The sequence below is a fragment of the Kribbella deserti genome (genome assembly GCF_042434725.1).
Classification (GTDB): Bacteria; Actinomycetota; Actinomycetes; order Propionibacteriales; family Kribbellaceae; genus Kribbella; species Kribbella deserti.
Window position 1 is genome coordinate 160,135 of the sequence record NZ_JBHLTC010000023.1, and the last position, 20,300, is coordinate 180,434.

Consider the following 20,300-nt stretch of genomic DNA (forward strand, 5'->3'; position numbering starts at 1 on the left):
GTGCGGGGGCGGGACGTTCAGTCCCGTCCCCGGTGCAGCCGGTTGATCGGAGCCGCGATCTGGTCTGCTTCGGCTTGCCGCGCACGCGCCGCCTCGGTGTCACCGAGGCCCGCGTGGGCGTCGGCCAAGGTGAGCAGCGCCAGCTCGTGGCGCGCCGGCCAGGGCATCGCCGCGTACGCGTTCGCCGCATCGAGGGCACGCCGGGCCGCGATCTCGTACTCGCCCAACCCGTTGTGGGCCTGGGCGAGTACGAGGTCCATCATGGGTGTCGCGTAGGGCGGCCTCGGGTGCCAGCGGCGGTCCGCTTCGGCGATGTGCTCGATGGCGCCGCGATGGTCCCCGAGCAGGTTCAGCGCCTCGGCGTAGTAGCACAGGGGCGGCGATCCATGGACTGTATCGGGCTGGGCGCGCACGGCATCGATGAGACCGCGGAGCGCCTCACACGCCTGGTCGGGGCGGCCGGCGTCGATGAGCGCGACGCCGAGCGAAAGGCACCACGTGCTCCGGAACGGTGGGTCTTCGGCGGCGGCGTGGGCGAACACTTCCGTCAAGATGGCCGAGGCCGCTGGAATCCGGCCGAGGGCGGTCAGCATGTCGGCACGCCTGATTTTGAGCTGGAACCGGTAGATAGGGCTCTCGGCGGCTGCCGCTTCAGCTGCGTCGAGGTGGGCGGCGGCCTCCGCGGCACGGCCCAGCCGGATGAGCATCATTGCGAGCGAAGACGCGAAGTTGGCCTGGTTGAACGATTTGCCGGCCCGCGCCGCGAGCTCGACGGCATCGGTGAGCATCTCGGCGGCTGCCGCGTAATCGGTGGCCTCCATGAAACGAAGTCCTTGATTTCCCTTGGCGAGCAGCATCTCGAAGTCACCAAGGTCCGCGGCGAGTTCGAGACTGTGCCGGCCGACTTCGATCCCCTCGGCGATGTCGCCTCGCGCTCGTAGCCAAGCGCCCTGCATGTTCACCATATGGAAGACGCCGCGCGCGTCCTCGTGCTCTTCGGCAACCCGCCGCCCGGCCTCGATCGCGTCGGCGACCCGAGCGAGAAACCGGCCGCCATTAATGGCCGTCATCAAGCGGCGGACCAGTTGCCACATCGCCGGATGCGAGCGGAGCGTCTCGCAGGCGATGAAGAGGTTGGTCTCCTCCGGCGTCGAGTCCGCGGGGTGCTGCTCGTAGTGCCACGAGATGAACTTGTCGATGATCTCCGCACGCTCGGTATCGCTCAGCGCCGACTTGGCCTGACGCGCCGCGTACAGCCGTACTAGGTCGTGCATCCGGTACCGGCGGCTGCGGTACTGCTCGACAAGATGCGCCGCGACGAGCCTGCGCACCGCCCGGATCGCCTCGCTCTCGGACAGCCCCGATACCGCCGCGAGCATGTCCTCCGCGAAGTCCTCACCAGGCAGGGTGCCCAGTTGGCAGAACAATCTCCGCGCGTCCTCATCGAGCACCCGGTAGGAGAACTCCAGGTTCGAGGTCACGGCCGCCGCGGAATCCCCGTCGACGGCCAATACCTCCAGCCGGTCCCGCCGCTCCAGCTCCTCGACGTGGTCCGCGACCCGGCCGTTCGGATCACCGGCAGCGTGCGCGGCCGCGATGCGTAAGGCGAGCGGTAGGTGCCCACACAGATCCGCGAGTCTCTCCGCAGCGGCCGCTTCGGCCGCCACTCGCTCAGCACCCAGGATCCGGCCCAGCAACTCGACGGCGTCCTCCGGTTCGAGCATGCCGATTTGTACGGGCCGCGCGTCGTTCAGCGCGACGAGTCCGGTCAGTCGATCGCGGCTCGTCACGATCGTGAAGCAGCCCGGCCCGGGTAGCAGCGGCCGTACCTGTTCGGCGTTGCGCGCGTTGTCCAGGATCACCAGCACGCCACGATCGGCCGTGGCGGTCCGGAACAGCTCAGCGGCAGCTTCGACGTCCTCCGGTACCGACTTGCCCGATCGCCCAAGGGCCAGTAGCAGTCGCCCGAGTGCTTCGCGCGGTGCCACCATGTCGTCCTTGTCGTAGCCGCGCAGGTTCACGTACAGCACACCGCCCGGGAACCGTTCCGCACTGGTATGCCCCCAGTGCACGGCCAACGCGGTCTTGCCGGCGCCGCCCGGCCCGACGACGACGGCGAGTGGTACGGCGGACACCGGATCGGCGAGCTGGTCCAGGGCCTTCAGCTCCGCGGCGCGGCCGGTGAATCCGCTGGTGTCCGAGGGCAGCTGGATCGGCGCGGCGGTCGATGCGTTCGACGGTTCCAGCGCCGGGTCCTGGTCGAGGATCTGCAGGTGCAGGTCGCGCAGCCGCTTGGACGGGTCGGCGCCAAGTTCGTCGCGCAGTCGCACCCGGATCGTCTCGAAACGGGCAAGCGCGTCCGCGGGGCGTCCGCAGCGGTAGTACGCGAGCATCAGTAGTTCCGCGACCGGCTCGGCCAGTGGTTCGGCGTCGTTGAGCGCCGCCAGGTCGCCGAGAACCGCGGCGTGGTTGCCGGCGTCCAGTTCGGCGGTGTAGCGGCCGGTCAGCAACTCGACGCGTTCGGCGGCGAGAGCGGCTCGGGTCTCGTCGGCCCATCGCCCGCCGATTCCCGCAAGAGCCTCACCGCCGGCCAGTTCGCACGCGCGGCGCCACACTTCGAGGGCTTCGTGCGTACGTCCCGAGGTGTTCAGCGTCTCCGCCTCGCCGCGAAGGGCGCGGATGGCGTGCAGGTCCACGATCTCCGGCTCGACGTCCAGTACGTACCCGTGCGAACCGGCGCGCCGAATCGCCGCGCCGGGCACCGGTTTCAGGGCGGTCCGCAGGCGCGCGACGTACGAGTAGAGCACGCTCAGCACGGCGTCCGGCGGATCGCCGTCCCACACGCGATCGATCAGGTCGGTGCGCGCGACGGGTGTGCCGGGGCGCACCGCCAGGATGGCGAGCACGCAGGCGAGCTTGGGCGCGGCGATCCGGACGGGGTCAGCGTCGCCGGTGATCGCGACGGGGCCGAGCAGCCGGATCCGGGCGGGGGAAGACGGCATGCCGCGGACGGTAACAGCTGGCCGGTCCCACCGTCGCTGCCGATCTCACCACTGCCCGATCCCGGCCACCAACCCAACGCCGCCCACCTGCCAACGCCGCCCACCCGCCGCCCACCCGCCGCCCACCGGCCCGCCACCCACTGCCTATCAGGAAGCTATGCATCCCTTATTATTGGAAACGATTGTCATGTCCGAATTTTGTAGAGGAGCGGTACCGATGTCGCGTGAGCCAGGTTTGCCTGCGTTTCCGGCTGTGAGCGGTGAGCGGGGGGAGCCGGTTCCGGTGACGGTGCTGTCTGGATTCCTGGGTGCGGGCAAGACCACCCTGCTGAATCACGTGCTCGCCAACCGCGAAGGCCGACGCGTCGCCGTGATCGTGAACGACATGAGCGAGGTGAACATCGACGCCGCCCTGGTCGCCGGTCAGGGCCGGCTCGATCGGACCGAGGAGCGGCTGGTTGAGCTGACCAACGGCTGCATCTGCTGCACCTTGCGCGAGGACCTGCTGGCGAGCGTTGCGGAGCTGGCCGCCGATGGCAGGTTCGACTCCATCCTGATCGAGTCGACCGGCATCTCCGAGCCCATGCCGGTCGCGGCGACGTTCGAGTGGGAGTTCGAGGACGGCACCAGCCTGTCGGATTCCGCCCGGCTGGACACGATGGTGACCGTGGTCGATGCGAGCGGGTTTCTCCGCGAGCTGGCGACGGGGGACCGGCTGATCGAGCGCGAGTTGGCGCCGGTGCCGGAGGACGAACGCAGCATCTCGGATCTACTGGTCGATCAGGTGGAGTTCGCGGACGTCATCGTGATCAGCAAAACAGACCTGGTGTCGTCCGAGGAGCTTGGCCGACTCGAAAGCGTGCTGCGCCGGTTCAACCCGACGGCCCGCCTTGTGCACGCGCGGTACGGCGAAGTCTCGGTGGGCGAGGTGCTCGACACCCGTCGCTACAACCCGGTAATGGCCGCGCAGGCGCCCGGGTGGATTGCCGAACTGGAAGGTGGGCACACGCCCGAGACCGAGGAGTACGGCATCCGGTCGGTCACCTTCCGGGCCGAGCGTCCCTTCCATCCGGCGCGCCTGCTGGAGGCCTTGGAGGATTGGCAGGGAGTGCTGCGCAGCAAGGGGTTCTGCTGGATCGCGAGCCGCTCCGACGTACTGGCCGTGTGGTCACAAGCAGGGCCGAACCTCACCATCGAACCCGGTCAGCGGTTGACCGCGGAGGACGAGACACCTCACCAGGAACTCGTATTCATCGGCGTCGACCTCGATCGGGATGAGCCGCGTCGCCGCTTGGAGCCGGCCCTGCTCACCGATGACGAGCTCGCCCTCGGGCCGTCCGGCTGGGCGTCGTTCGATGATCCACTGCCGAGCTGGGAACTGGACGAGCTCGACCACGATCACCACCACGCGTACCAACCAGCTGGCGTGCGGTAGATCCCCGGCAGTCCGTTGGCCGCCCGCTATCGAGTCCGCTGAGTTGCTGCGACACCGCTTAGCGAGTGAAGGTGAACAGGCGGGTGCCTGGTTCGAAGGGCTGCGGTTCGGAGGTGAAGCGGTGTACGCCGACGCCGTAGCCCGCGTCTGGTTCCGATAGCCAGTGCCGCTCGAAGCCGCGGTTCTCGAACCACTCGCAGATCAGTGGCACGAGGTCGGGCTCGCCGCGGTGCCGCGTCCAGATGACGGTGCCGCCTGACTTGCACAGTTGGCGGCAGGCGTCGATCGTGCGCTCGATGTCCTCGTCGGAGATGTTGCCGAACACCCCGCAGACCAGCACAAGATCCGCCGGTACGAGGTTGCGATAGTGATCCGCCAGCGACGCGTCGGCGGTCAAGACCTCCACCTGGTCCAACCCGTTGCTCTGGGCAAACTCTTCCGCGTAGGCGGTGTTCCGCGGGTCCAACTCGACCAGCCTCGCGCGTACGTCGCTGCCGCGCGGGTGGTCGGTCAGTACCTGCAGCAGGTCGCGACCCTGACCGGCGCAGAGGCTCACGACGTGCAGTGGACCGGCCGGGCTTCGGTTCAGGGCGTCCCGGACCTGCGCCTGAACGGCCCGTAACCTTCGCGCCAACGGCGACCCAGGTACGTCGTACTTCTCATGCCAGTTCGACCAGTCCATGCCGCAAACCGTACCGACTCGTTCGGTCAGTGCAGGCCGCCGTTGACGTCGAGGATCGCGCCGTTGATGTAGGCCGACCGAGAAGACATCAAGTACGCGACGGCCTCGGCCACTTCCTCCGGACGTCCGAATCGCTGCTCCGGGATGGCGTCGAGGTGGCGCCTGCGCCTGTGCTCGGGGATGGTCGCCGCCATCGGCGTTGGCTCGATCACGCCGGGAGCGACCGCGTTCACCCGGATTCCCGCTGCGCCGTAGGCTTTCGCGAGGCCCTTGGTCAGGCTGAACAGAGCGCCCTTGGACGCGCCGTACGCGGGATCGTCGCTGCCGGTGTGACCGACGATCGAGGCGATGTTCACGATCGACGCGGGCTGATCGGCGTCCAGGCAGCGCTTGATGAGGCCGCGGCACAGGTAGATCGGCGCTGCGACGTTGACGGCGAGAACCGCGTCGACGTACTCGGGCGTCGTCTGCAGGAGGTCCACCGCCTGGTAGAGCCCGGCGCCATTGACCAAGCCTGTCGGGGATCCCAGTTCGGCGGCGACGGTGTCGAGCGCCCGTCGGAGTGCGTCGGCGTCAGCCAGGTCGACGACCAGATCGAGATCGGCCGGCGATGGCCGCAGATCCAGGCCTGCGACGCGCCAGCCGTCACGTTGCAGGCTTCCCACGATCGCGGCGCCGATACCTCCGGCGGCGCCCGTGACCACGGCGACCTTCGTCATCCCGCTGCCTCCTTTGTCCCTTGCCAGGAGTATCCCGGCGGCCGGGTCACAGTAGCCGCCAGTGACGCAACCGATGGTTGCGCGAAGCGAGGCTGGCGGGTACGTTGGCGTGCAACCAATGGTTGCGCGGTCGGATTGCCGGGCGACTTCGAGTGGAGAGGTGGAGCATGATCGAGCAGGGCGCCAGCATCGTTCAGGAGTTCGACCAGTCGGCGCGGGAGGTGTTCGCTGCCGTGGTCGATGTTCGTGGCTGGTGGTCGAAGAACATCACCGGGGGTACGGCGATGGTGGGGGACGAGTTCGAGTACGACGTACCGGTGGTTCATCACAGCCGGATTCGGGTCAGCGAGGTCGTTCCGGAGCGGCTGGTGGTCTGGCGGGTCCTCGAGAACACGTTCTCCTTCGAGACGGGCCAGGACGAATGGGCTGGTACCGAGGTCCGGTTCGAAATCTCCACCACCACCAGCGGCGGCCGGACCGAACTGCGGTTCACCCATGTCGGGCTTCTTCCGGAGTTCGAGTGTTACGACATTTGCCACAAATCATGGACGTTCTACGTCGGGCACAGTCTGCGCAAACTCATCACCACCGGTACGGGTCTGCCCAATGAGATCGCCGATGACGTCGAGGTGATCGGCGCGCGGATGGAATCGGTCGCCTAGTGTCCTGAGTCGGAAGTTCGTGCACATCTCCGGCGCCCAGGCACGCACCTCGCGGCGTTGGAGAAACGGCCACGATGCTAGAGCATCGCGACCGCTTCTCCGCCTTGCGATGCACGCACCTGGACACCGGAGCTGAAGCACGAACTTCCGACTCAGGACACTAGCTGCGGCTTACTCCGCTCAAGTTGCCGCCTCGGTCCGTTTTTGCGGCGCAATCCCCATTCAATTCAGTGAACGAAAGCGAAGGAATTCTCATGACGACGATCAAGCCTGGCAGCATTCTCATCGGCACCCAGCAGCCCGACGAGCTGCGCGAGTGGTACCGCCAGGCGCTCGCGCCGGATCACGAAGGTGATGGCGCGATCGACTTCGGTGGCTTTCTGCTGGTGATCGACGGGCGCGACGACGTGGACGCGAAGAACAGCGAGCCGGGCCGGACGATCCTCAATTTCCATGTCGACGATTTCGACGCCGTGGAGGCGCAGTTGCGCTCGGCCGGGGTGAACTGGCTGTTCCCGGTCGCGGATCGTGAGGCCGGCCGATTCGGTACGTTCGCCGACCCGGACGGCAACTACCTGCAGATCATCCAGCTCAAGCACTCCTGAACGACCCGCCGCCGGTTGGCAAGCTGTGATCAGGCCGCCTGCTCCGGATTCGCCCACGTCTTCGAAAGACCAGGCGAAAAAAGGCAGGCGGCGCCGATCGTTCGCGTCGAAAGCCCTGTGATGTCGGGCGAAAGTCGCGGGGCTCAGGTGAGAGCTGTATCGAGCGGCAGCGGGACCGGCCGGGGCAGTGCGGCAGTGCCGTCGGCGTGACCGCCACTCTGCGCGGTGCCCGAGTGGTCACGTCCGGGTGCCCGAGTGGTCACGTCGCGCGTTGCCCCGGGTGGTCACTTCGCGCGGACCGGGTCAGGAGGCGCGCGCGGAGCCGGTGCAGTTGTGGCATCAAGCCGTAGATCACGATCGGCACCGCGATGGTGGCGAGCACAAACATGCGAAGCACGGGCGCAAGGTTGTCCAGCCAGTTGGCCAGCACGAGATTGAGCACGGTGAGAGTCGGAAAGACGGCCAGCCAGATCATGATCGCGAGCTGGTGCTTGCTCGGCGTCCTGCGATGGCGGATCTGGGCTGCGTGGCGGAGTTCGACGTGGTCATGTCCCAAGGCTGAGGCCGGACAGACCTTCGGCCAACGAATGTTGCCGTTTCTGGGAATCCACGGTGGGATGAGCCTCGTGGACGACAAACCCGCGGTCATCGCCGCCGTACTCGAGCAGGTCGGTCCGCGGCTGAAGCGCTTCCGCACCCAGCGCCGGATCACCCTGACGGAGCTGGCAGCCGAGACCGGCATCTCGAAGAGCACGATCTCACGGCTCGAAACCGGCCAACGGCGTCCCACCCTGGAACTTCTGCTCGCGCTGTCGCAGGCCTACCGGATTCCGCTCGACGATCTCGTCGGAGCACCCGAAACAGGGGACCCGCGCCTGCTGCTCAAGCCAGGCAACGTGAAGGGTCGTACGGTCATCCCGCTCACCCGCCAGCCCGAAGGCATGCAGGTGTGGAAGATCGTCGTACCGGCGGGCAAGTCCACCCCCGAACCACGTGCCCACGACGGCCACGAGTGGATCTACGTCCTGTCCGGCCGCTTGCGCCTCATCGTCGGCGAGCGGGACTGGACCCTCGCCGCCGGCGAAGTCGCCGAGTTCGACACCCACGTACCCCACTGGTTCGGCACCCCCGGCCCCGAACCCGCCGAAATCCTCAGCATCTTCGCCCGCCCAGGCGAACGCATGAAATCCCGAACCCACGCCGACCCCGACGCCCCTACCTAATCGAGTTCGGTCCTTGGAGGTTGCCCGTGGCACCAATCCGTCCACCAGTCGCCGAACCACCCGCGCCGCACGCGACTCGCCCCGTCGTACTGCTGATAGGCGGATATGCGGGCTGCGGAAAGACAACATTAGGCCGCGCGCTGGCCCGTCGTACCGGTTGGCCGATGCTCGACAAGGACACAACCACCCGCCCAGTAGTCGAAGCCGCTCTCGCCGCCCTGGGGTTGTCGGCTACTGATCGCGAGAGCGAGGCCTACCGGACCCTTATTCGTCCGGCGGAGTACGAGGCACTGATGGCGGGCATGGCGGAGAATCTGCGCTGCGGTACGTCGTGCATCGTCACGGCACCCTTCGTCGCGGAGTTCGCCAGCCCTTCTTGGTGCGAGTCGGCGCGGGCAAGGATCGGAGCGCTTGGCGGTACGGCGCACTTTGCCTGGATCGACTGCGACGCCGATACTCTGCGATCGCACATAGTCGAGCGCGGCGCGGCACGCGACGAGGCGAAGCTCGCGGGGTGGAACACGTGGATTGGTTCGCTCGACCTGGCATTCAGACCGGCGACGGACCACCTGGTCGTTGCCAATTCCGGGGATTTCGTGGCGGTTGATGAGGTGGCCAAGGCCCTGGCGGAGAAGTTTGGGAAGTGATGCAGCGTTTGGGGAGGTGGGGCGTCTCAAGGGGTGTGACTGAATCTATGGTCGGCCGGGGCCGGGAGGAGCAGGCGATGTCGCCCGATGGGCGGGATCCCACCGGTATGTCTGGGAGCTCCAGGCCGTCGGTGAGTGGTGAGGCGTCGGTTGATGCGGCGATCGCGCGGATGTACGCCGAGCACTGGATCAGCCTGCTCCGGCTCGCGGTGTTGCTGGTTGACGATCGGCAGTCGGCGGAGGACGTGGTTCAGGAGGCCTTCGCGCAGTTGTACCGCAGGTGGGACCGGCTGGACGATCGCGGCAGCGCGTTGGCGTACCTGCGGTCGACCGTGCTCAACCGCAGCCGATCCGTACTGCGGCGGCGACGGGTGGCTCGCGGTTACATACCTCCGGTGATGCCGCCAGACGCCTCGGCGGAACACGCGGCCGTGATGCGTGAGGACCGCCAGGAGGTTCATCGCGCGGTGAGCGCGTTGCCGACACGTGTCCGGGAAGTGCTGGTGCTGCGGTACTACCTCGATCTACCTCACTCCGAAATCGCCCGGACCCTCGGGATCAGCGAGTCCACCGCGAGGTCGACAGCCTCCCGCGGGATCGCCCTCCTGGGCCAGAAGCTGAAGGACCTGCGATGAGCAACGACACCGAAGCGAGGCTGCGCGACTACCTCGAGGCGAAGGCTCTTACCGTGGCGGACGACACGCCCGCGCCGATTCAGCAGTTCGCTCACCGGCGGCGGCACTGGCCGGTGCTGGTCGCGGCGGCCGCGGTGGTCGCCCTTGTAGTACCGCTCGCGCTGCACTTCGACGACCGGCGATCGGCTCCCGAGCCGGCCATGACCTCTACCCTGGTGTGGAAGGCCGGTGCCGGCAAAGTGTCGACCATCGCCAAGCCGTCCGCGCTCCGGGTTCCGTACCTGCTCAGTACGCCGGACATCAGCGAGCCGTTCGCGGCGGTGTACGACGGAAAGACTCGGGTGACCTTGCCGCGGACACAGGACGCCCGGCTGATCGGCCGGGTTGCGAACGGGTGGCTGCTCAAGCTGACGAACATGGGCAAACCCTCAGAGCTTGGCATTCTGGACCGGGCTGGGCGGTTCGCCCTGCTGACCACCTACGCGGACTGGGTGGCACTGTCACCGGACCGCTCCAAGGTTGCTGTCGGGCAGATCATCGGCAAAAAGAGTCGCATCGTCAGCATCGATCTCGCGACCGGCCGGCAGTTGGACGCGCTGACAGCGCCGTTCGACCAGATCCACGTCTATGGCTGGAATCGCGACGGTGTCTGGTATTCCGAGTACAACCGGGGCAACAACAATCCGCAGCCGCGCGTCTGGCAGCCCGGCTCCAAGGAACGCGTTGTCGAGATGAGCGGCTTCAGCAGTCTCAAGGTCGCTGCCGATAGTGACAGGTTGGTCGTGAACGTGGCTGGCAACGGGCAAGGATGCCAAAAGGTGGTTAGCCTCACAGCGTCCGGGACATTCGAGGTCGTGCGCGAGTCCTGTGCCAGCAGCAAACCCGCGATCTATCCCTTCCCCTCACCCAATGGCGAATTCATCGCCAACCCGGACAGAAGGTTCGCTTTGCACGTCGACAACGGCAAGCAGATCAAGCTGACCGGGCTGAGCGGGGCGCCGGACCCGATCAACAACGTCTACGAGGACTCGAACCACCTGCTGGTCAACGCCGTGACCAGCTACGCCTTCAATGCGCCGCAGGTCATCAACCGCTGTGATGTGCGCTCCGGCAAGTGCAGGGTTGTGCACCGCCAATCGGGCAAGTACACCATCGGACTCGGCACACCCTGACCGCCGCCCGCCGGCCGACCACGAGCAAGGCTTAGGGAGCATGGCCTGGAGGGGGCAGTTCGCGTGGGCGTCAGTGGTCGCCCACTTGCGAGGCGTCCCGCCAGGTCATGCGCAGGCATTCGGGCGAGCCGTTGAGCCGGGCCGGATCGCCGCCCGGCGGCGGAGCCGTTGCCGTATCCCTGCAGGTTGCTCCGGATGCAAGGTAGAACCGCTGTGCCGCGAGGTTCTGCCGCAGCACCCACAGGTACATCGCCTTGCTTGTCGCGTGATCGGTGACGGCCTCCGCCGCGCGGGCAAGGAGTCGAGTGCCGATTCCGCTCCGCTGCGGGCTGTGGTGGACATGCAGGTTGTCGACGAGGCTGCCCCACTTCGGTTCGTGATCGAGTACGACGTGTACGAATCCGGCCAGCTGGTCGCCGTACTCGGCGAGAACGGTGGCGGTACCGGCCGGGGCGGCGAGGCGAGCGGACCAGAACGCATCGGCGGCACCCGCCCAGCGGCAGGGTGCGAAGGACACAGGGCGAAACCGTAGCAGCGGTTGCCACAGGTGCATTCGGGATGTCCAGCGCGCGCATCCGGCAGCGTGCCAGTTGCTGCGAGGATGGGAATTGACGTTGCCAGTAAGGGGAAACTCGCGCATGATCGACTGGATGGACGATACCCCGAGTCGCTTCCCGGTCATCTTGTCGGCGCTACGGGCGAAGGCGCGCGAGGCAGGCTTCACCATGTCCAGCGAGGATCGCACCGGCAGCCTGCTGGCCGCACTCGCTGCGGCCAAACCCGCAGGGCGGATCCTCGAACTCGGCACCGGCGTAGGCGAAGGCGCCGCCTGGCTGCTCAGCGGCATGGACCTCACCTCCAGCCTGACCACGGTCGAACTCGATACGTCCGTGCAAGCCATCGCTCAAGAGCAGTTGGGCGCTGATCCACGAGTGACGTTCGTCAGCGGGGACGGTGCTGCGTGGCTGGAGCAGTACGACGGGGCACCGTTCGATCTCGTCTTCGCGGACGCCTGGCCGGGCAAGTTCACCCACCTGGATCGGGCCCTCGAACTCGTGGCGCCCGGCGGGACCTACCTGATCGACGACCTCACCCCTCAGCCCGGCTGGCCGGAGGCGCACGAGGCCTCGGTGCAACGCCTTCTCGCCCACCTGGAACAACGCGACGACTTCCGCTGCGTCCGCCTCACCTGGGCGAGCGGCCTAGTGATGGCGGTTCGCACCAGCCGCTAGACGTGGGTAGAGCTCGCTGGCTCTTGTCCAGGGAACGCGGCGGTGACCCGGGCCCAGTCCAGCCCGTCAACCGCCGCCCACCCAACATGCCAACTCCGTCCGAACGACCCGAAGCCGGCGCGTCCATCGGTCGGCGGACGAGACGCTGCCAGACCGGCAAGACATCGCTGCCCCGAGGCCGCCAACAGCGGCGTCGACGGTCAAGGGCGTGGGCTAGCGGTAGGGGTCGTCGGCCGGCAGCCAGCAGGTTGAGAGATCCGCGCACAGTGGTGGCACGTCGTCGGTCAAGGCGTGCATGGTGGACTGGATCGCCGCGCGAGGGTCGTCGCGACGGGAGATGAGCGACCACGTCCAGTACGGCGCCGGATCCACCACCGGGCGTTCGGTCAGGTCCGGGGGAGTCGGTGTGGTCGTGCGTTTCGGGTTGTTGAGCACCGGGCGTCGGAGGCGCCGGATGTGCTCGTGGAAGGCGGGGCCGGTCAAGCCGCCGTCGTCGACGTACTCCAAGCGCGCTCCGGTCGCGCGGGCCCACTCCTCGGCATAGTCGTTCCACGAGGACCAGGTCGCGATGTCGGAGTCGACGAGTACGACAACATCCTTCGGCTGGACCGGTGAGTCGTCGGGGCCGGGGGATACGGCGTACAGGCGGTCGGCGCCGATGAAGCGTGCCTCCAGGCCTTGTTCGGCGAGAGCAGAGGTCTTGATCCAGGCGATCGCCAGGTCGACGCTGCCGTCGGCCACTCGCGCGGCCTGGGTGTGGGACGGCATCACCCAGGCATCGATCCGCAGCTGCGCGATGCCGGAAACGCGGGTGAGCAGGTCCGGTGGATGCCAGCTGACGTATCCGAGGCGGACCGGCTCGGCCTTCGAGAGGCCGGCTGCCGAGCGACGCAGTTCGTCGGCTTGCTTCAGCAGGTCGCGAGCCGGCGCGACCAGCGCGTCGCCGGACGGGGTCAACGTGACCGAGCGACGATCGCGGTCGAACAGGCGAACGCCGAGATCGCGTTCCAGCGCCTTGATCTGCTGTGACAGCGAGGGGCCGGCGATGTGCAAGCTGGCGGCGGCACGGCCGAAGTTGAGCTCCTCGGCCACCGCGACGAAGTACCGGAGCTGCCGCAGTTCCATCTGCTGATCGTAGGCCCTGCCTCTCAGCAGGGAGACAACAAGTCCTGGAGTGCCGCCTGGCGGCGAGCCACCATCGGAGCAACGGAGAACGCTCGCTCTCCACTGATCAGCCGAAGGGGCAAAACCATGACCACCCAGAAAGTCGCAGTCGTCACCGGAGCATCCCAGGGCATTGGCGCCGGGCTGGTGACCGCCTACCGCAAGCTCGGGTACGCCGTGGTGGCGAACTCGAGATCCATCGGGCCGTCCGACGACCCGTTCGTGCTCGCCGTACCGGGTGACATCGCCTCGCCCGGCGTCGGCAACCGGATCATCGAGCAGGGGCTGCAGGCCTTCGGCCGGATCGACACCTTGATCAACAACGCCGGGGTCTTCGTGGCCAAGCCGTTCACCGAGTACACCGAGGCCGAGTTCGACCTGGTCACCGGGGTGAACCTGCGCGGCTTCTTCGAGGCCACCCAGGCCGCGATCAAGGCGATGCTCGGCGGCGACGGCGGCCACATCGTCAACGTGTCCACCAGCCTCGTCGATCACGCCAACACCAACGTGCCGTCGGCCCTCGCCTCGCTGACCAAGGGCGGCCTGAACGCGGTCACGAGGTCTCTCGCGATCGAGTACGCCGCCCGCGGCATCCGCGTCAACACCGTTGCCCTCGGCATCATCCGTACGCCGATGCATGCCGAGGAGACGCACGCCGCGCTGGCAGGCCTGCACCCGGTCGGCCACATCGGCGACGTCTCGGATGTCGTCGGGGCGGTCACCTACCTCGAGGACGCGCCGTTCGTCACCGGTGAGGTCCTGCACGTCGACGGCGGGCAGAGCGCCGGTCACTAGTTCGCGCCAGTGGCGGGCGGTACCAACTGCCCGCCACGCGATCCTCTCGGCCCATCTCCGGGCCGGGTTCCTCCGAAGGAGCTTGAACCATGAACCCCAGCAGCATTCTCACGGCGGTCCTGGACCGCTGGAAGGCGGGCGTCGACGCCCACGAGCCGAAGGCGGTCGCCGCAGTATTCACTCAGGACGCGATCTTCCAGGGCCTGCGCCCGTACAGCATCGGCCCGGCGGGCGTAGCGCCGTACTATGCCTCCCAGCCGCTCGGCATGAAGGCCGACTACGACCTGCTCGAATCCCGTGAGCTCGCGGACAACCTCGTGCTCGGCTACTTCAAGGTCGCCTTCTCGTTCATCGACCGCCCGACCGTCGAGGTCTTCCTCACCATCCTTGCCCGCCGCAACAACACCTCCGACTGGCAAATCGCGCACTACCAAGTCTCCAAACTCCCCGCCTGACAGCGACGGCGCGATGGCACCTCCGGCCAGAAGGTGCCGGCTGCCGGCTGGGCTTCGCGCGTGCGAGGATTCGGCAGTCGGTGTGATGGACGATCGGAGTGGTGATGGGCTGGTTCAAGCGCAAGAAGGCGATGCCGCAGCAGGCGGTTATCGTTCGGTACCGGCTTAGTGGGGACCGCTTCGGCACCGAGGTAGAGCGAGACGCGTTCAGCGGCTTGCAAGCTCGCGTCGAGACCTTGATCCGGAGCGGCGGACTCGGGGAGTTCGACGGGGATGAGCTCGGCGAAGGGGAAGCGGTTCTGTACTGCTACTCCGACGATGCCGACCGACTTTTCGACGGTATTGAGTCGACGTTGCGGGGACTGCCTTTCAGGCCCGCGCACGCCCTGATTCGCTACAGCGAGACCGATCAGCGCCGGGTTGAGTTCTAGCGGGCGTGCGGTAGCGGTGTAGTGGGCTCGTTGTTGTGGGGCGCCGATGGGGTGGGTTTTGCGTGGCGGGTGAGGGCTACGCCGAGGAGAACGACGAGCATGCCGGCCACGACGCGCGAGCCGAGTTGCTCGCCGAGTACGACGCTGCCGAGCGCGACCGAGACCACGGGCAGGAGGTAGCCGACCGTCGCGGCGTTGGTGGCGCCTTCGGCCGCGATGATCCGGTAGGTCAGGTGGAAGGTGGTGGCGGTGGCGACCACCCCGAGTACGACGATCGCGGTGAGGGACAACGGATCCAGGTGCACCGGCGTGAATCCGCCGAACGGCAGCGCCAACCCGGTGAAACCAGTCGCCACCACGAGCTGTGCGGCCGAGAGGGAGATCGTCGGGATGCCCCGGCCGGCCAGTTTGCGGCCCATGTAGGCGAACGAGATCGCGTAGCTCAGCGCGGCCCCGAGGATCGCCAGAGCGCCCCAGCCCACGGCCGTGCCGCCTTGTTGCCAGGGCTGGAGGATGAGCGCGGTCCCGGCGAATCCGAGCAGCAGGCCGGTCACGCGGACCGGGCGAATCCCGCGTTCGGTGCCGATCAGCAGGCCGATCACCAGCGACCACAGGGGAGTGGTCGCGTTGAGCACGCCGGCCAGGCCGGAGTCGATGGTCTGCTGGCCGATGCTGAACAGCGCGTACGGCAACGCGTTGCAGAAGAAGGCGGCCACAACGATCTGGCGCCAGACCTCCCGGCCCTTCGGAAGGGCACGAGCCACCGCCAGCAAGGCGACGGCGCCGATCGCGCAGCGGCTGAAGGTCACCTGCGCAGGTGACAAGGCCTCCAGCGCCAGCTCGATCCACAGGTACGTCGATCCCCATAGCAGGGCCAGAATGGCGACCCGTCCCGCTGCCCTGATATCCACCCGAAGAACGTTGCCCGACCCAACTTGGAAGGACAAGCGAAAGGTTTTGAATCTGGATTAAGCTGTTCTACATGCTAGATGTGCGACGAATGCAGATTCTGCGAGCAGTCGTGACGAGCGGATCGGTAACAGCGGCCGCGACCCACCTCGGCTACACGCCGTCCGCGATCAGCCAGCAGATCGCGGCGCTCGAACGCGAGGCCGGTATCGCGCTGCTCGAACGGGTCGGGCGCGGCGTGCAACCGACCGCCGCCGGCAGGCTACTCACCGAACACGCGAGCATTCTCAGCCAGAACGTCGCGGAGGCCGAGCGGGCGTTGGCCGACCTCCGGGCCGGACGTACCGGCCGGCTCTCGATCCGGTACTTCGCCTCGGTCGGGCCGACCCTGCTGGCGCCCGCGCTCGCCGAACTGCGCCGCGAATACGACGGAGTCGCGTTCGACCTCACGCTGACCGATCTCGAGGACCCGCTGCGCAGCATGCAGGCGGATGACTCGGACCTGACCATCATGGTCGGCACCGGTGCCGCGAGTCCAGGTATCCGCGTGGTTCACCTGGTCGACGACAGCTACCACGCCGTACTGCCGAGTGGGCATCCGCTCGCCGCCAAGAACGTGATCGAGATGGCGGAGCTCGCGCCCGAGGCGTGGATCGGCAGTGAGCCGCCAGGCCCTTGCCTGCAACCGATTCTGGACGCGTGCGCGGCGGCCGGGTTCAGCCCGGACTTCGTGGCCAAGAGCGAGGATCACGCGACCGCGCAGGGGCTCGTGGCCGCGGGTCTCGGCATCAGCCTCATTCCCCGCCTCGCCCTGCAGGCCCGCCATCCGGGCGTCGAGATCCGCCCGGTCCGCCACCCCGAACCAGTTCGCGCGATTCACGCCGCCGTGCGCGAATCCACCCTCACCCAACCCGCCGCCCGCGCCCTGCTCGACGCCCTGAAGGCCGCCGCGAAGGAGTCGACGCAACTCCCTCGCGGCGGTGCCGATCAGTTGCGGTAGCGGAAGGTGATCCGCCCCCGGGTGAGGTCGTACGGACTCAGCTCCACCAGCACCCGATCCTCGGGCAGGATCTTGATGTAGTTCTTCCGGATCTTCCCGCTGATGTGGGCAAGAACCCTGTGCCCGTTGGCGAGTTCGACCCGGAACTGGGCGTTGCGAAGGCACTCGACGACGATGCCCTCGACCTCGATGCCGGTTGTCCTGGCCATCGTTATGCCTTGCCCTGACGGCGTACCAGTTCCAGGTTGGCGCCCGTACGTCGAGCACCGAGGCCTTCGAACAACGCCATCGCGGCCAGGTTGGTCTCATCCACCTCAGCCGAGGCCGTCTCGATACCCGCGCGGTGCAATCCACTGAGCGCCTGACTCAGCAGCGCCCGGGCGATACCGCGCCGTCGCTGACCGGCCAGGACCGCGACCAGCCCGATCCGCGGACGCCGGGTCATCGTCGCCAGCCGCACCAGACCGACGTACTGCCCATCTCGTACGGCGACCGTGTACTTCGAAGGCTCCAGCGGCGGCCTTGTCCCACCCTGCCAGGGCAGTACCTCGGCGGGCATCGTCTGCCATCCGGCAGTGGCCCCGACCTCGGCGCGAATCGCCTGGTCCAGCTCGTGCAGCGCGACCTCGGCGAGCTCGTCGCCGGTCGCGATCGTCACCCCTGGCGGCGGAGCTGACAAAGCAGCCTGCGGCTCGGTCGGTACGACGACTTCCCACTCGCGGCGCCAGGTCGCGAACCCGACTCGTTCCCAACTGACCAGCAAGTCACGGTCAGTCTCGTCGGTCACGGTGTACTGCGGTTCCTGCTGGTCGGCCACCATCGTGTCGGCGAGCAGGTCGAACACCGCGCCGCGCCAGGTATCGATGCTGAGGAAGGTCCGTCCGTCCAGCCGGCGCGACGCATGGCCGCGGCCGACCACCAGGTCGTTCTCGATTGCGTGCCACTGGTTGTCCGCGACGCGCGAGATCGTCACCGCTGGGGCGCCAAGGCCCGCGGCGTGAGGCGAAGAGTTCATAGGTGTTGCCTTTCGGGAGTGCCTACGTGGTGGCGCTCCCGGCGACACCTACGTCAGCCGCCCGCCCGTGACCACGAGACAGGGAGCACCCACTGCGCTACTGCGTTCATGGGGGTCTCACCTCCAAGGCGTGGTGTCACGGACCTGCGCACGATATCAACCGCGTCGTGGCGGCGGGCAACCCATTTACGGCCAGGTCTGGCTGGTCGCTTTGCGGGACCGATCGGTTCGTTGATTGGCTGCCGACATGACGACGACGACCGTGCCGCCGGACTTCAAAGAGCGCGTCGCCCGCGCGATCCGGCTGACCGAGCAGCTCAACACCCTGCCGTACGACGACCAGCCCGCGATCCGGGCGGCGTGGAGCGAGTTGTGCGGGCAACCGGTCGACGAGACCTTCCGGCTGATTCCGCCCGTGTACTCGGACTACGGCACCAACCTCCGGGTCGGCCGCAACTTTTTCGCCAACCAGGGCTGCCGATTCAACGACTTCGGTGGGATCGAGATCGGCGACGACGTGATGCTCGGACCGAGCGTGAGCCTGATCAGCTCCGGCCATCCGGTCTCCCCGGCGGAACGCCGCTCGGGTATCACCGCCGCACCGATCCGGATCGGGCGCAACGTCTGGATCGGCGCCTCGGCGATCATCCTGCAGGGCGTAACGGTTGGCGATGACGCCGTAGTCGCCGCGGGCGCCGTAGTCACCCGCGACGTACCACCCGCAACGCTGGTCGGCGGCTCCCCAGCCCGCGTAATCCGCCCCCTCGACTAGCGCGCGCCGGCAGCTCAGGGGTTGCCCACAGAATGGAAATCACCCTGAGGATTGGGAACGGCCGGGCAAGAATGACGAGATGGATGCTTCGATCCTGGTCGCGTACGTGCTGGCCGCGTTCTTGATCGCCGTGGTTCCTGGTCCCGACATGCCGTTCATCGTCGCGAACGCGATGGTGGGCGGCGGCCGTGCCGGAGTGGTCGCGGCCGCAGGCATGTCCACTGGCCTGGCGGTGCACACGCTTGCGGCCGCGCTTGGGCTCGCCGCGATGATCCAGGCGGCGCCGGAGGTGCTGACCGGAGTACGGATCGCGGGTGTGGCATTCCTGCTCTACCTCGCGGTGATGACCTGGCGGTCCAGCCGTCAGCCCGGTCCGGACCTGACGATCGAGTTGCCGAAGCGGTCGTTGCGCAAGACCTACCTGATGGCGACGCTGACCAACTTGGCCGCCGCCTCGACCGCCGCTGCGCCGCGATTTTCGCCGGCCTGGCCGCCCGCCTCGCCGCCGACATCCAGTAAGACCCTGCCGCCGTCATCCGGTAGGGAGTCGCGCGGGTGATGTCGGCCACGGTGTGAGGTGGCTCGTCGTGTCGGACGAGTTGCCGGACTAGCGTGATCGGCAGGAGGTGGCGCAGGTGATCGTCATCGTTCACGCCGTCGTCAGTCTGGGCATGCTGGTCGTTCTACCGCTGGGGCTGCGCCTCGTTTCCAGCGGTACGACGCTCCGCAGGTGGTGGTGGGTGGCGGCCGTGCCGGGCGTGCTGTCCCTTTGGCTTCCGCGCGGGCCGGTTTCGATCACCCTGGCGTCGATCTACTTCGCCGGCACCGGGGTACTCGCGATCGTTGGCCTGTTCGCCGCGTGGCGGGTGCTGGGGGAGGGGCGGACCGGTAAGGCCGTGGCGATCGCGACGGCCTTCGGGACCCCGGCGATCGCGGCCCTAGCGCTGGTCGCCGAGCGTGCGTCGTACCCCTTGTTCGGGTTCAAGTTGTCGGTGTTGTCGTTGACCGTGGCGCATTTCCACTTCGCGGGATTCGCCGCGGCGCTGGTCGCGTTCCTGGTGGCCGGCGCCGTTCCGGGTAAGGCCGCGGACCTCGCGTCGTACTCGGTGCCCGTCGGCACTTTTGTTGTTCTGCTGGGGTTTTTTGTTGGCGATTGGCTCGAACTCGTGGGCGCGGCCATCCTCACCGCCGGCATGTGGCTCGTCGGTTGGTGCTTGCTGCGGCTGCGCGCGGGCGCCGATCGATTGACCCGGGTGCTGCTCGCGACGTCCGGTGGCGTGCTCGCGGCCACGATGGTGCTCGCGCTTTCGTGGGCCCTCGGGCACGTGGTGGATACGCCGTACCTGCCGATCGAGTGGATGGCCGCCACCCACGGCATCGCGAACGCCCTCGGCTTCGCCCTATGCGGCCTACTCGCCTTCCGCCGCCTCGACCTCGCTCACGATGCCAACAAGGCGGACCCCGTCGCAGCCTGAGGCCTGAACGCTTCGCTACGGCCTGGGCGTCAGTTGGCCTGGGCTGAGGGGGTCTCCGCAGGACGTGCAGTGCACCTCGGCGACGAATTCGTGCCCACAGGTGATCGAACTGGACCGGGTCTTCGGTCTTTCGGACGTGCTCGTGGCCCCAGCGCTTGAGCATGAGCAGCACCGGTGACAGCGGCCCGAACTCCTCCGCGCTACGCATCATGAGCCGCCCCGGCGAGTCCGGAGGCTTCGTTAGGTGTTAACCGGCCTCGGCGAGACGGG

General features: G+C 67.6%; 24 protein-coding genes. 15 read left to right on the top strand and 9 right to left on the bottom strand.

Features of this window, described 5'->3' with window-relative positions; genetic code table 11:
• Positions 1 to 17: 17 nt before the first annotated feature.
• Positions 18 to 3,002 carry an AfsR/SARP family transcriptional regulator gene (locus ACFFGN_RS19705; protein ID WP_380049631.1) on the bottom strand — a complete coding sequence of 995 codons (2,985 nt, stop codon included), beginning with the start codon at positions 3,000 to 3,002 and terminating at the stop codon, positions 18 to 20.
• A 283-nt stretch (positions 3,003 to 3,285) separates the two neighbouring features.
• Between ACFFGN_RS19705 and ACFFGN_RS19710 the strand changes: the two genes are divergently transcribed.
• Complete coding sequence (locus ACFFGN_RS19710; RefSeq protein ID WP_380049633.1) at positions 3,286 to 4,437, top strand: GTP-binding protein; 1,152 nt, start codon at positions 3,286 to 3,288, stop codon at positions 4,435 to 4,437.
• Positions 4,438 to 4,495: 58 nt separating this feature from the next.
• Here the strand turns inward: ACFFGN_RS19710 and ACFFGN_RS19715 are convergent, their stop codons facing one another.
• A complete protein-coding gene (locus ACFFGN_RS19715) occupies positions 4,496 to 5,119 on the bottom strand; it encodes a methyltransferase (protein WP_380049635.1) in 624 nt (207 codons plus the stop codon).
• Positions 5,120 to 5,145: 26 nt separating this feature from the next.
• Positions 5,146 to 5,838 (bottom strand): SDR family NAD(P)-dependent oxidoreductase, encoded by a 693-nt coding sequence (locus tag ACFFGN_RS19720; RefSeq protein ID WP_380049637.1) that lies wholly within the window; start codon positions 5,836 to 5,838, stop codon positions 5,146 to 5,148.
• Positions 5,839 to 6,005: 167 nt separating this feature from the next.
• Between ACFFGN_RS19720 and ACFFGN_RS19725 the strand changes: the two genes are divergently transcribed.
• On the top strand, positions 6,006 to 6,500 hold the full coding sequence (locus tag ACFFGN_RS19725) for an SRPBCC family protein (RefSeq protein WP_380049639.1): 495 nt from the start codon (positions 6,006 to 6,008) through the stop codon (positions 6,498 to 6,500).
• A gap of 254 nt (positions 6,501 to 6,754) precedes the next feature.
• Positions 6,755 to 7,105 carry a VOC family protein gene (locus tag ACFFGN_RS19730; protein ID WP_380049641.1) on the top strand — a complete coding sequence of 117 codons (351 nt, stop codon included), beginning with the start codon at positions 6,755 to 6,757 and terminating at the stop codon, positions 7,103 to 7,105.
• Between the two features lie 259 nt (positions 7,106 to 7,364).
• Here ACFFGN_RS19730 and ACFFGN_RS19735 read toward each other — a convergent pair whose 3' ends face one another.
• Positions 7,365 to 7,661: a putative antibiotic biosynthesis monooxygenase gene (locus ACFFGN_RS19735; RefSeq protein ID WP_380049643.1), complete on the bottom strand. Its 297-nt coding sequence runs from the start codon at positions 7,659 to 7,661 to the stop codon at positions 7,365 to 7,367.
• Positions 7,662 to 7,722: 61 nt separating this feature from the next.
• Here ACFFGN_RS19735 and ACFFGN_RS19740 point away from each other — a divergent pair, with 61 nt between their 5' ends.
• The 4 genes from ACFFGN_RS19740 to ACFFGN_RS19755 all read left to right on the top strand — a co-directional run bounded on the left by ACFFGN_RS19740 (position 7,723) and on the right by ACFFGN_RS19755 (position 10,782).
• Positions 7,723 to 8,328, top strand: coding sequence for a helix-turn-helix domain-containing protein (locus tag ACFFGN_RS19740; protein ID WP_380049645.1), 606 nt, complete (start codon positions 7,723 to 7,725; stop codon positions 8,326 to 8,328).
• Between the two features lie 26 nt (positions 8,329 to 8,354).
• Positions 8,355 to 8,975, top strand: coding sequence for a P-loop nucleotide/nucleoside kinase family protein (locus ACFFGN_RS19745; RefSeq protein WP_380049647.1), 621 nt, complete (start codon positions 8,355 to 8,357; stop codon positions 8,973 to 8,975).
• 131 nt (positions 8,976 to 9,106) lie between these two features.
• A complete protein-coding gene (locus ACFFGN_RS19750) occupies positions 9,107 to 9,610 on the top strand; it encodes a SigE family RNA polymerase sigma factor (protein WP_380049649.1) in 504 nt (167 codons plus the stop codon).
• Positions 9,607 to 10,782: a hypothetical protein gene (locus ACFFGN_RS19755; RefSeq protein WP_380049651.1), complete on the top strand. Its 1,176-nt coding sequence runs from the start codon at positions 9,607 to 9,609 to the stop codon at positions 10,780 to 10,782. The genes ACFFGN_RS19750 and ACFFGN_RS19755 overlap by 4 nt, the downstream gene beginning before the upstream one ends.
• Positions 10,783 to 10,852: 70 nt before the next feature.
• Here the strand turns inward: ACFFGN_RS19755 and ACFFGN_RS19760 are convergent, their stop codons facing one another.
• Positions 10,853 to 11,299, bottom strand: a complete 447-nt coding sequence (locus ACFFGN_RS19760) for a GNAT family N-acetyltransferase (protein ID WP_380049653.1) — start codon at positions 11,297 to 11,299, stop codon at positions 10,853 to 10,855.
• 133 nt (positions 11,300 to 11,432) lie between these two features.
• On the opposite strand from ACFFGN_RS19760, the gene ACFFGN_RS19765 reads away from it, so the two are divergent.
• On the top strand, positions 11,433 to 12,014 hold the full coding sequence (locus ACFFGN_RS19765) for an O-methyltransferase (protein ID WP_380049655.1): 582 nt from the start codon (positions 11,433 to 11,435) through the stop codon (positions 12,012 to 12,014).
• Positions 12,015 to 12,227: 213 nt separating this feature from the next.
• Here ACFFGN_RS19765 and ACFFGN_RS19770 read toward each other — a convergent pair whose 3' ends face one another.
• Complete coding sequence (locus ACFFGN_RS19770) at positions 12,228 to 13,139, bottom strand: LysR family transcriptional regulator (protein WP_380049657.1); 912 nt, start codon at positions 13,137 to 13,139, stop codon at positions 12,228 to 12,230.
• Positions 13,140 to 13,265: 126 nt separating this feature from the next.
• Here ACFFGN_RS19770 and ACFFGN_RS19775 point away from each other — a divergent pair, with 126 nt between their 5' ends.
• From ACFFGN_RS19775 to ACFFGN_RS19785, 3 genes are all read left to right on the top strand, one after another.
• Entirely contained in the window at positions 13,266 to 13,973 is a 708-nt protein-coding gene (locus tag ACFFGN_RS19775; protein ID WP_380049659.1) for an SDR family NAD(P)-dependent oxidoreductase, read from the top strand.
• Between the two features lie 89 nt (positions 13,974 to 14,062).
• A complete protein-coding gene (locus ACFFGN_RS19780) occupies positions 14,063 to 14,428 on the top strand; it encodes a Cif family virulence factor (protein ID WP_380049661.1) in 366 nt (121 codons plus the stop codon).
• 104 nt (positions 14,429 to 14,532) lie between these two features.
• The gene (locus tag ACFFGN_RS19785) at positions 14,533 to 14,859 is read left to right on the top strand and encodes a hypothetical protein (protein ID WP_380049663.1); all 327 of its coding nucleotides are present in this window, start codon (positions 14,533 to 14,535) and stop codon (positions 14,857 to 14,859) included.
• On the opposite strand, the gene ACFFGN_RS19790 is transcribed toward ACFFGN_RS19785, so the two are convergent.
• Positions 14,856 to 15,770, bottom strand: coding sequence for a DMT family transporter (locus ACFFGN_RS19790; protein WP_380049665.1), 915 nt, complete (start codon positions 15,768 to 15,770; stop codon positions 14,856 to 14,858). The genes ACFFGN_RS19785 and ACFFGN_RS19790 overlap by 4 nt on opposite strands.
• A gap of 89 nt (positions 15,771 to 15,859) precedes the next feature.
• Between ACFFGN_RS19790 and ACFFGN_RS19795 the strand changes: the two genes are divergently transcribed.
• On the top strand, positions 15,860 to 16,768 hold the full coding sequence (locus ACFFGN_RS19795; RefSeq protein ID WP_380049667.1) for a LysR family transcriptional regulator: 909 nt from the start codon (positions 15,860 to 15,862) through the stop codon (positions 16,766 to 16,768).
• Here the strand turns inward: ACFFGN_RS19795 and infA are convergent.
• Together infA and ACFFGN_RS19805 are read right to left on the bottom strand one after the other, a co-directional pair.
• A complete protein-coding gene (gene infA, locus ACFFGN_RS19800) occupies positions 16,756 to 16,977 on the bottom strand; it encodes a translation initiation factor IF-1 (protein WP_380049669.1) in 222 nt (73 codons plus the stop codon). The genes ACFFGN_RS19795 and infA overlap by 13 nt on opposite strands.
• Before the next feature lie 2 nt (positions 16,978 to 16,979).
• On the bottom strand, positions 16,980 to 17,783 hold the full coding sequence (locus tag ACFFGN_RS19805; RefSeq protein ID WP_380049671.1) for a GNAT family N-acetyltransferase: 804 nt from the start codon (positions 17,781 to 17,783) through the stop codon (positions 16,980 to 16,982).
• A 247-nt stretch (positions 17,784 to 18,030) separates the two neighbouring features.
• Here ACFFGN_RS19805 and ACFFGN_RS19810 point away from each other — a divergent pair, with 247 nt between their 5' ends.
• From ACFFGN_RS19810 to ACFFGN_RS19820, 3 genes are all read left to right on the top strand, one after another.
• On the top strand, positions 18,031 to 18,555 hold the full coding sequence (locus ACFFGN_RS19810) for a DapH/DapD/GlmU-related protein (RefSeq protein ID WP_380049673.1): 525 nt from the start codon (positions 18,031 to 18,033) through the stop codon (positions 18,553 to 18,555).
• A gap of 79 nt (positions 18,556 to 18,634) precedes the next feature.
• Positions 18,635 to 19,114 carry a LysE family translocator gene (locus ACFFGN_RS19815; RefSeq protein ID WP_380049675.1) on the top strand — a complete coding sequence of 160 codons (480 nt, stop codon included), beginning with the start codon at positions 18,635 to 18,637 and terminating at the stop codon, positions 19,112 to 19,114.
• Positions 19,115 to 19,190: 76 nt separating this feature from the next.
• Positions 19,191 to 20,030 carry a YndJ family protein gene (locus ACFFGN_RS19820; protein ID WP_380049677.1) on the top strand — a complete coding sequence of 280 codons (840 nt, stop codon included), beginning with the start codon at positions 19,191 to 19,193 and terminating at the stop codon, positions 20,028 to 20,030.
• The last annotated feature ends 270 nt before the right edge of the window (positions 20,031 to 20,300 follow it).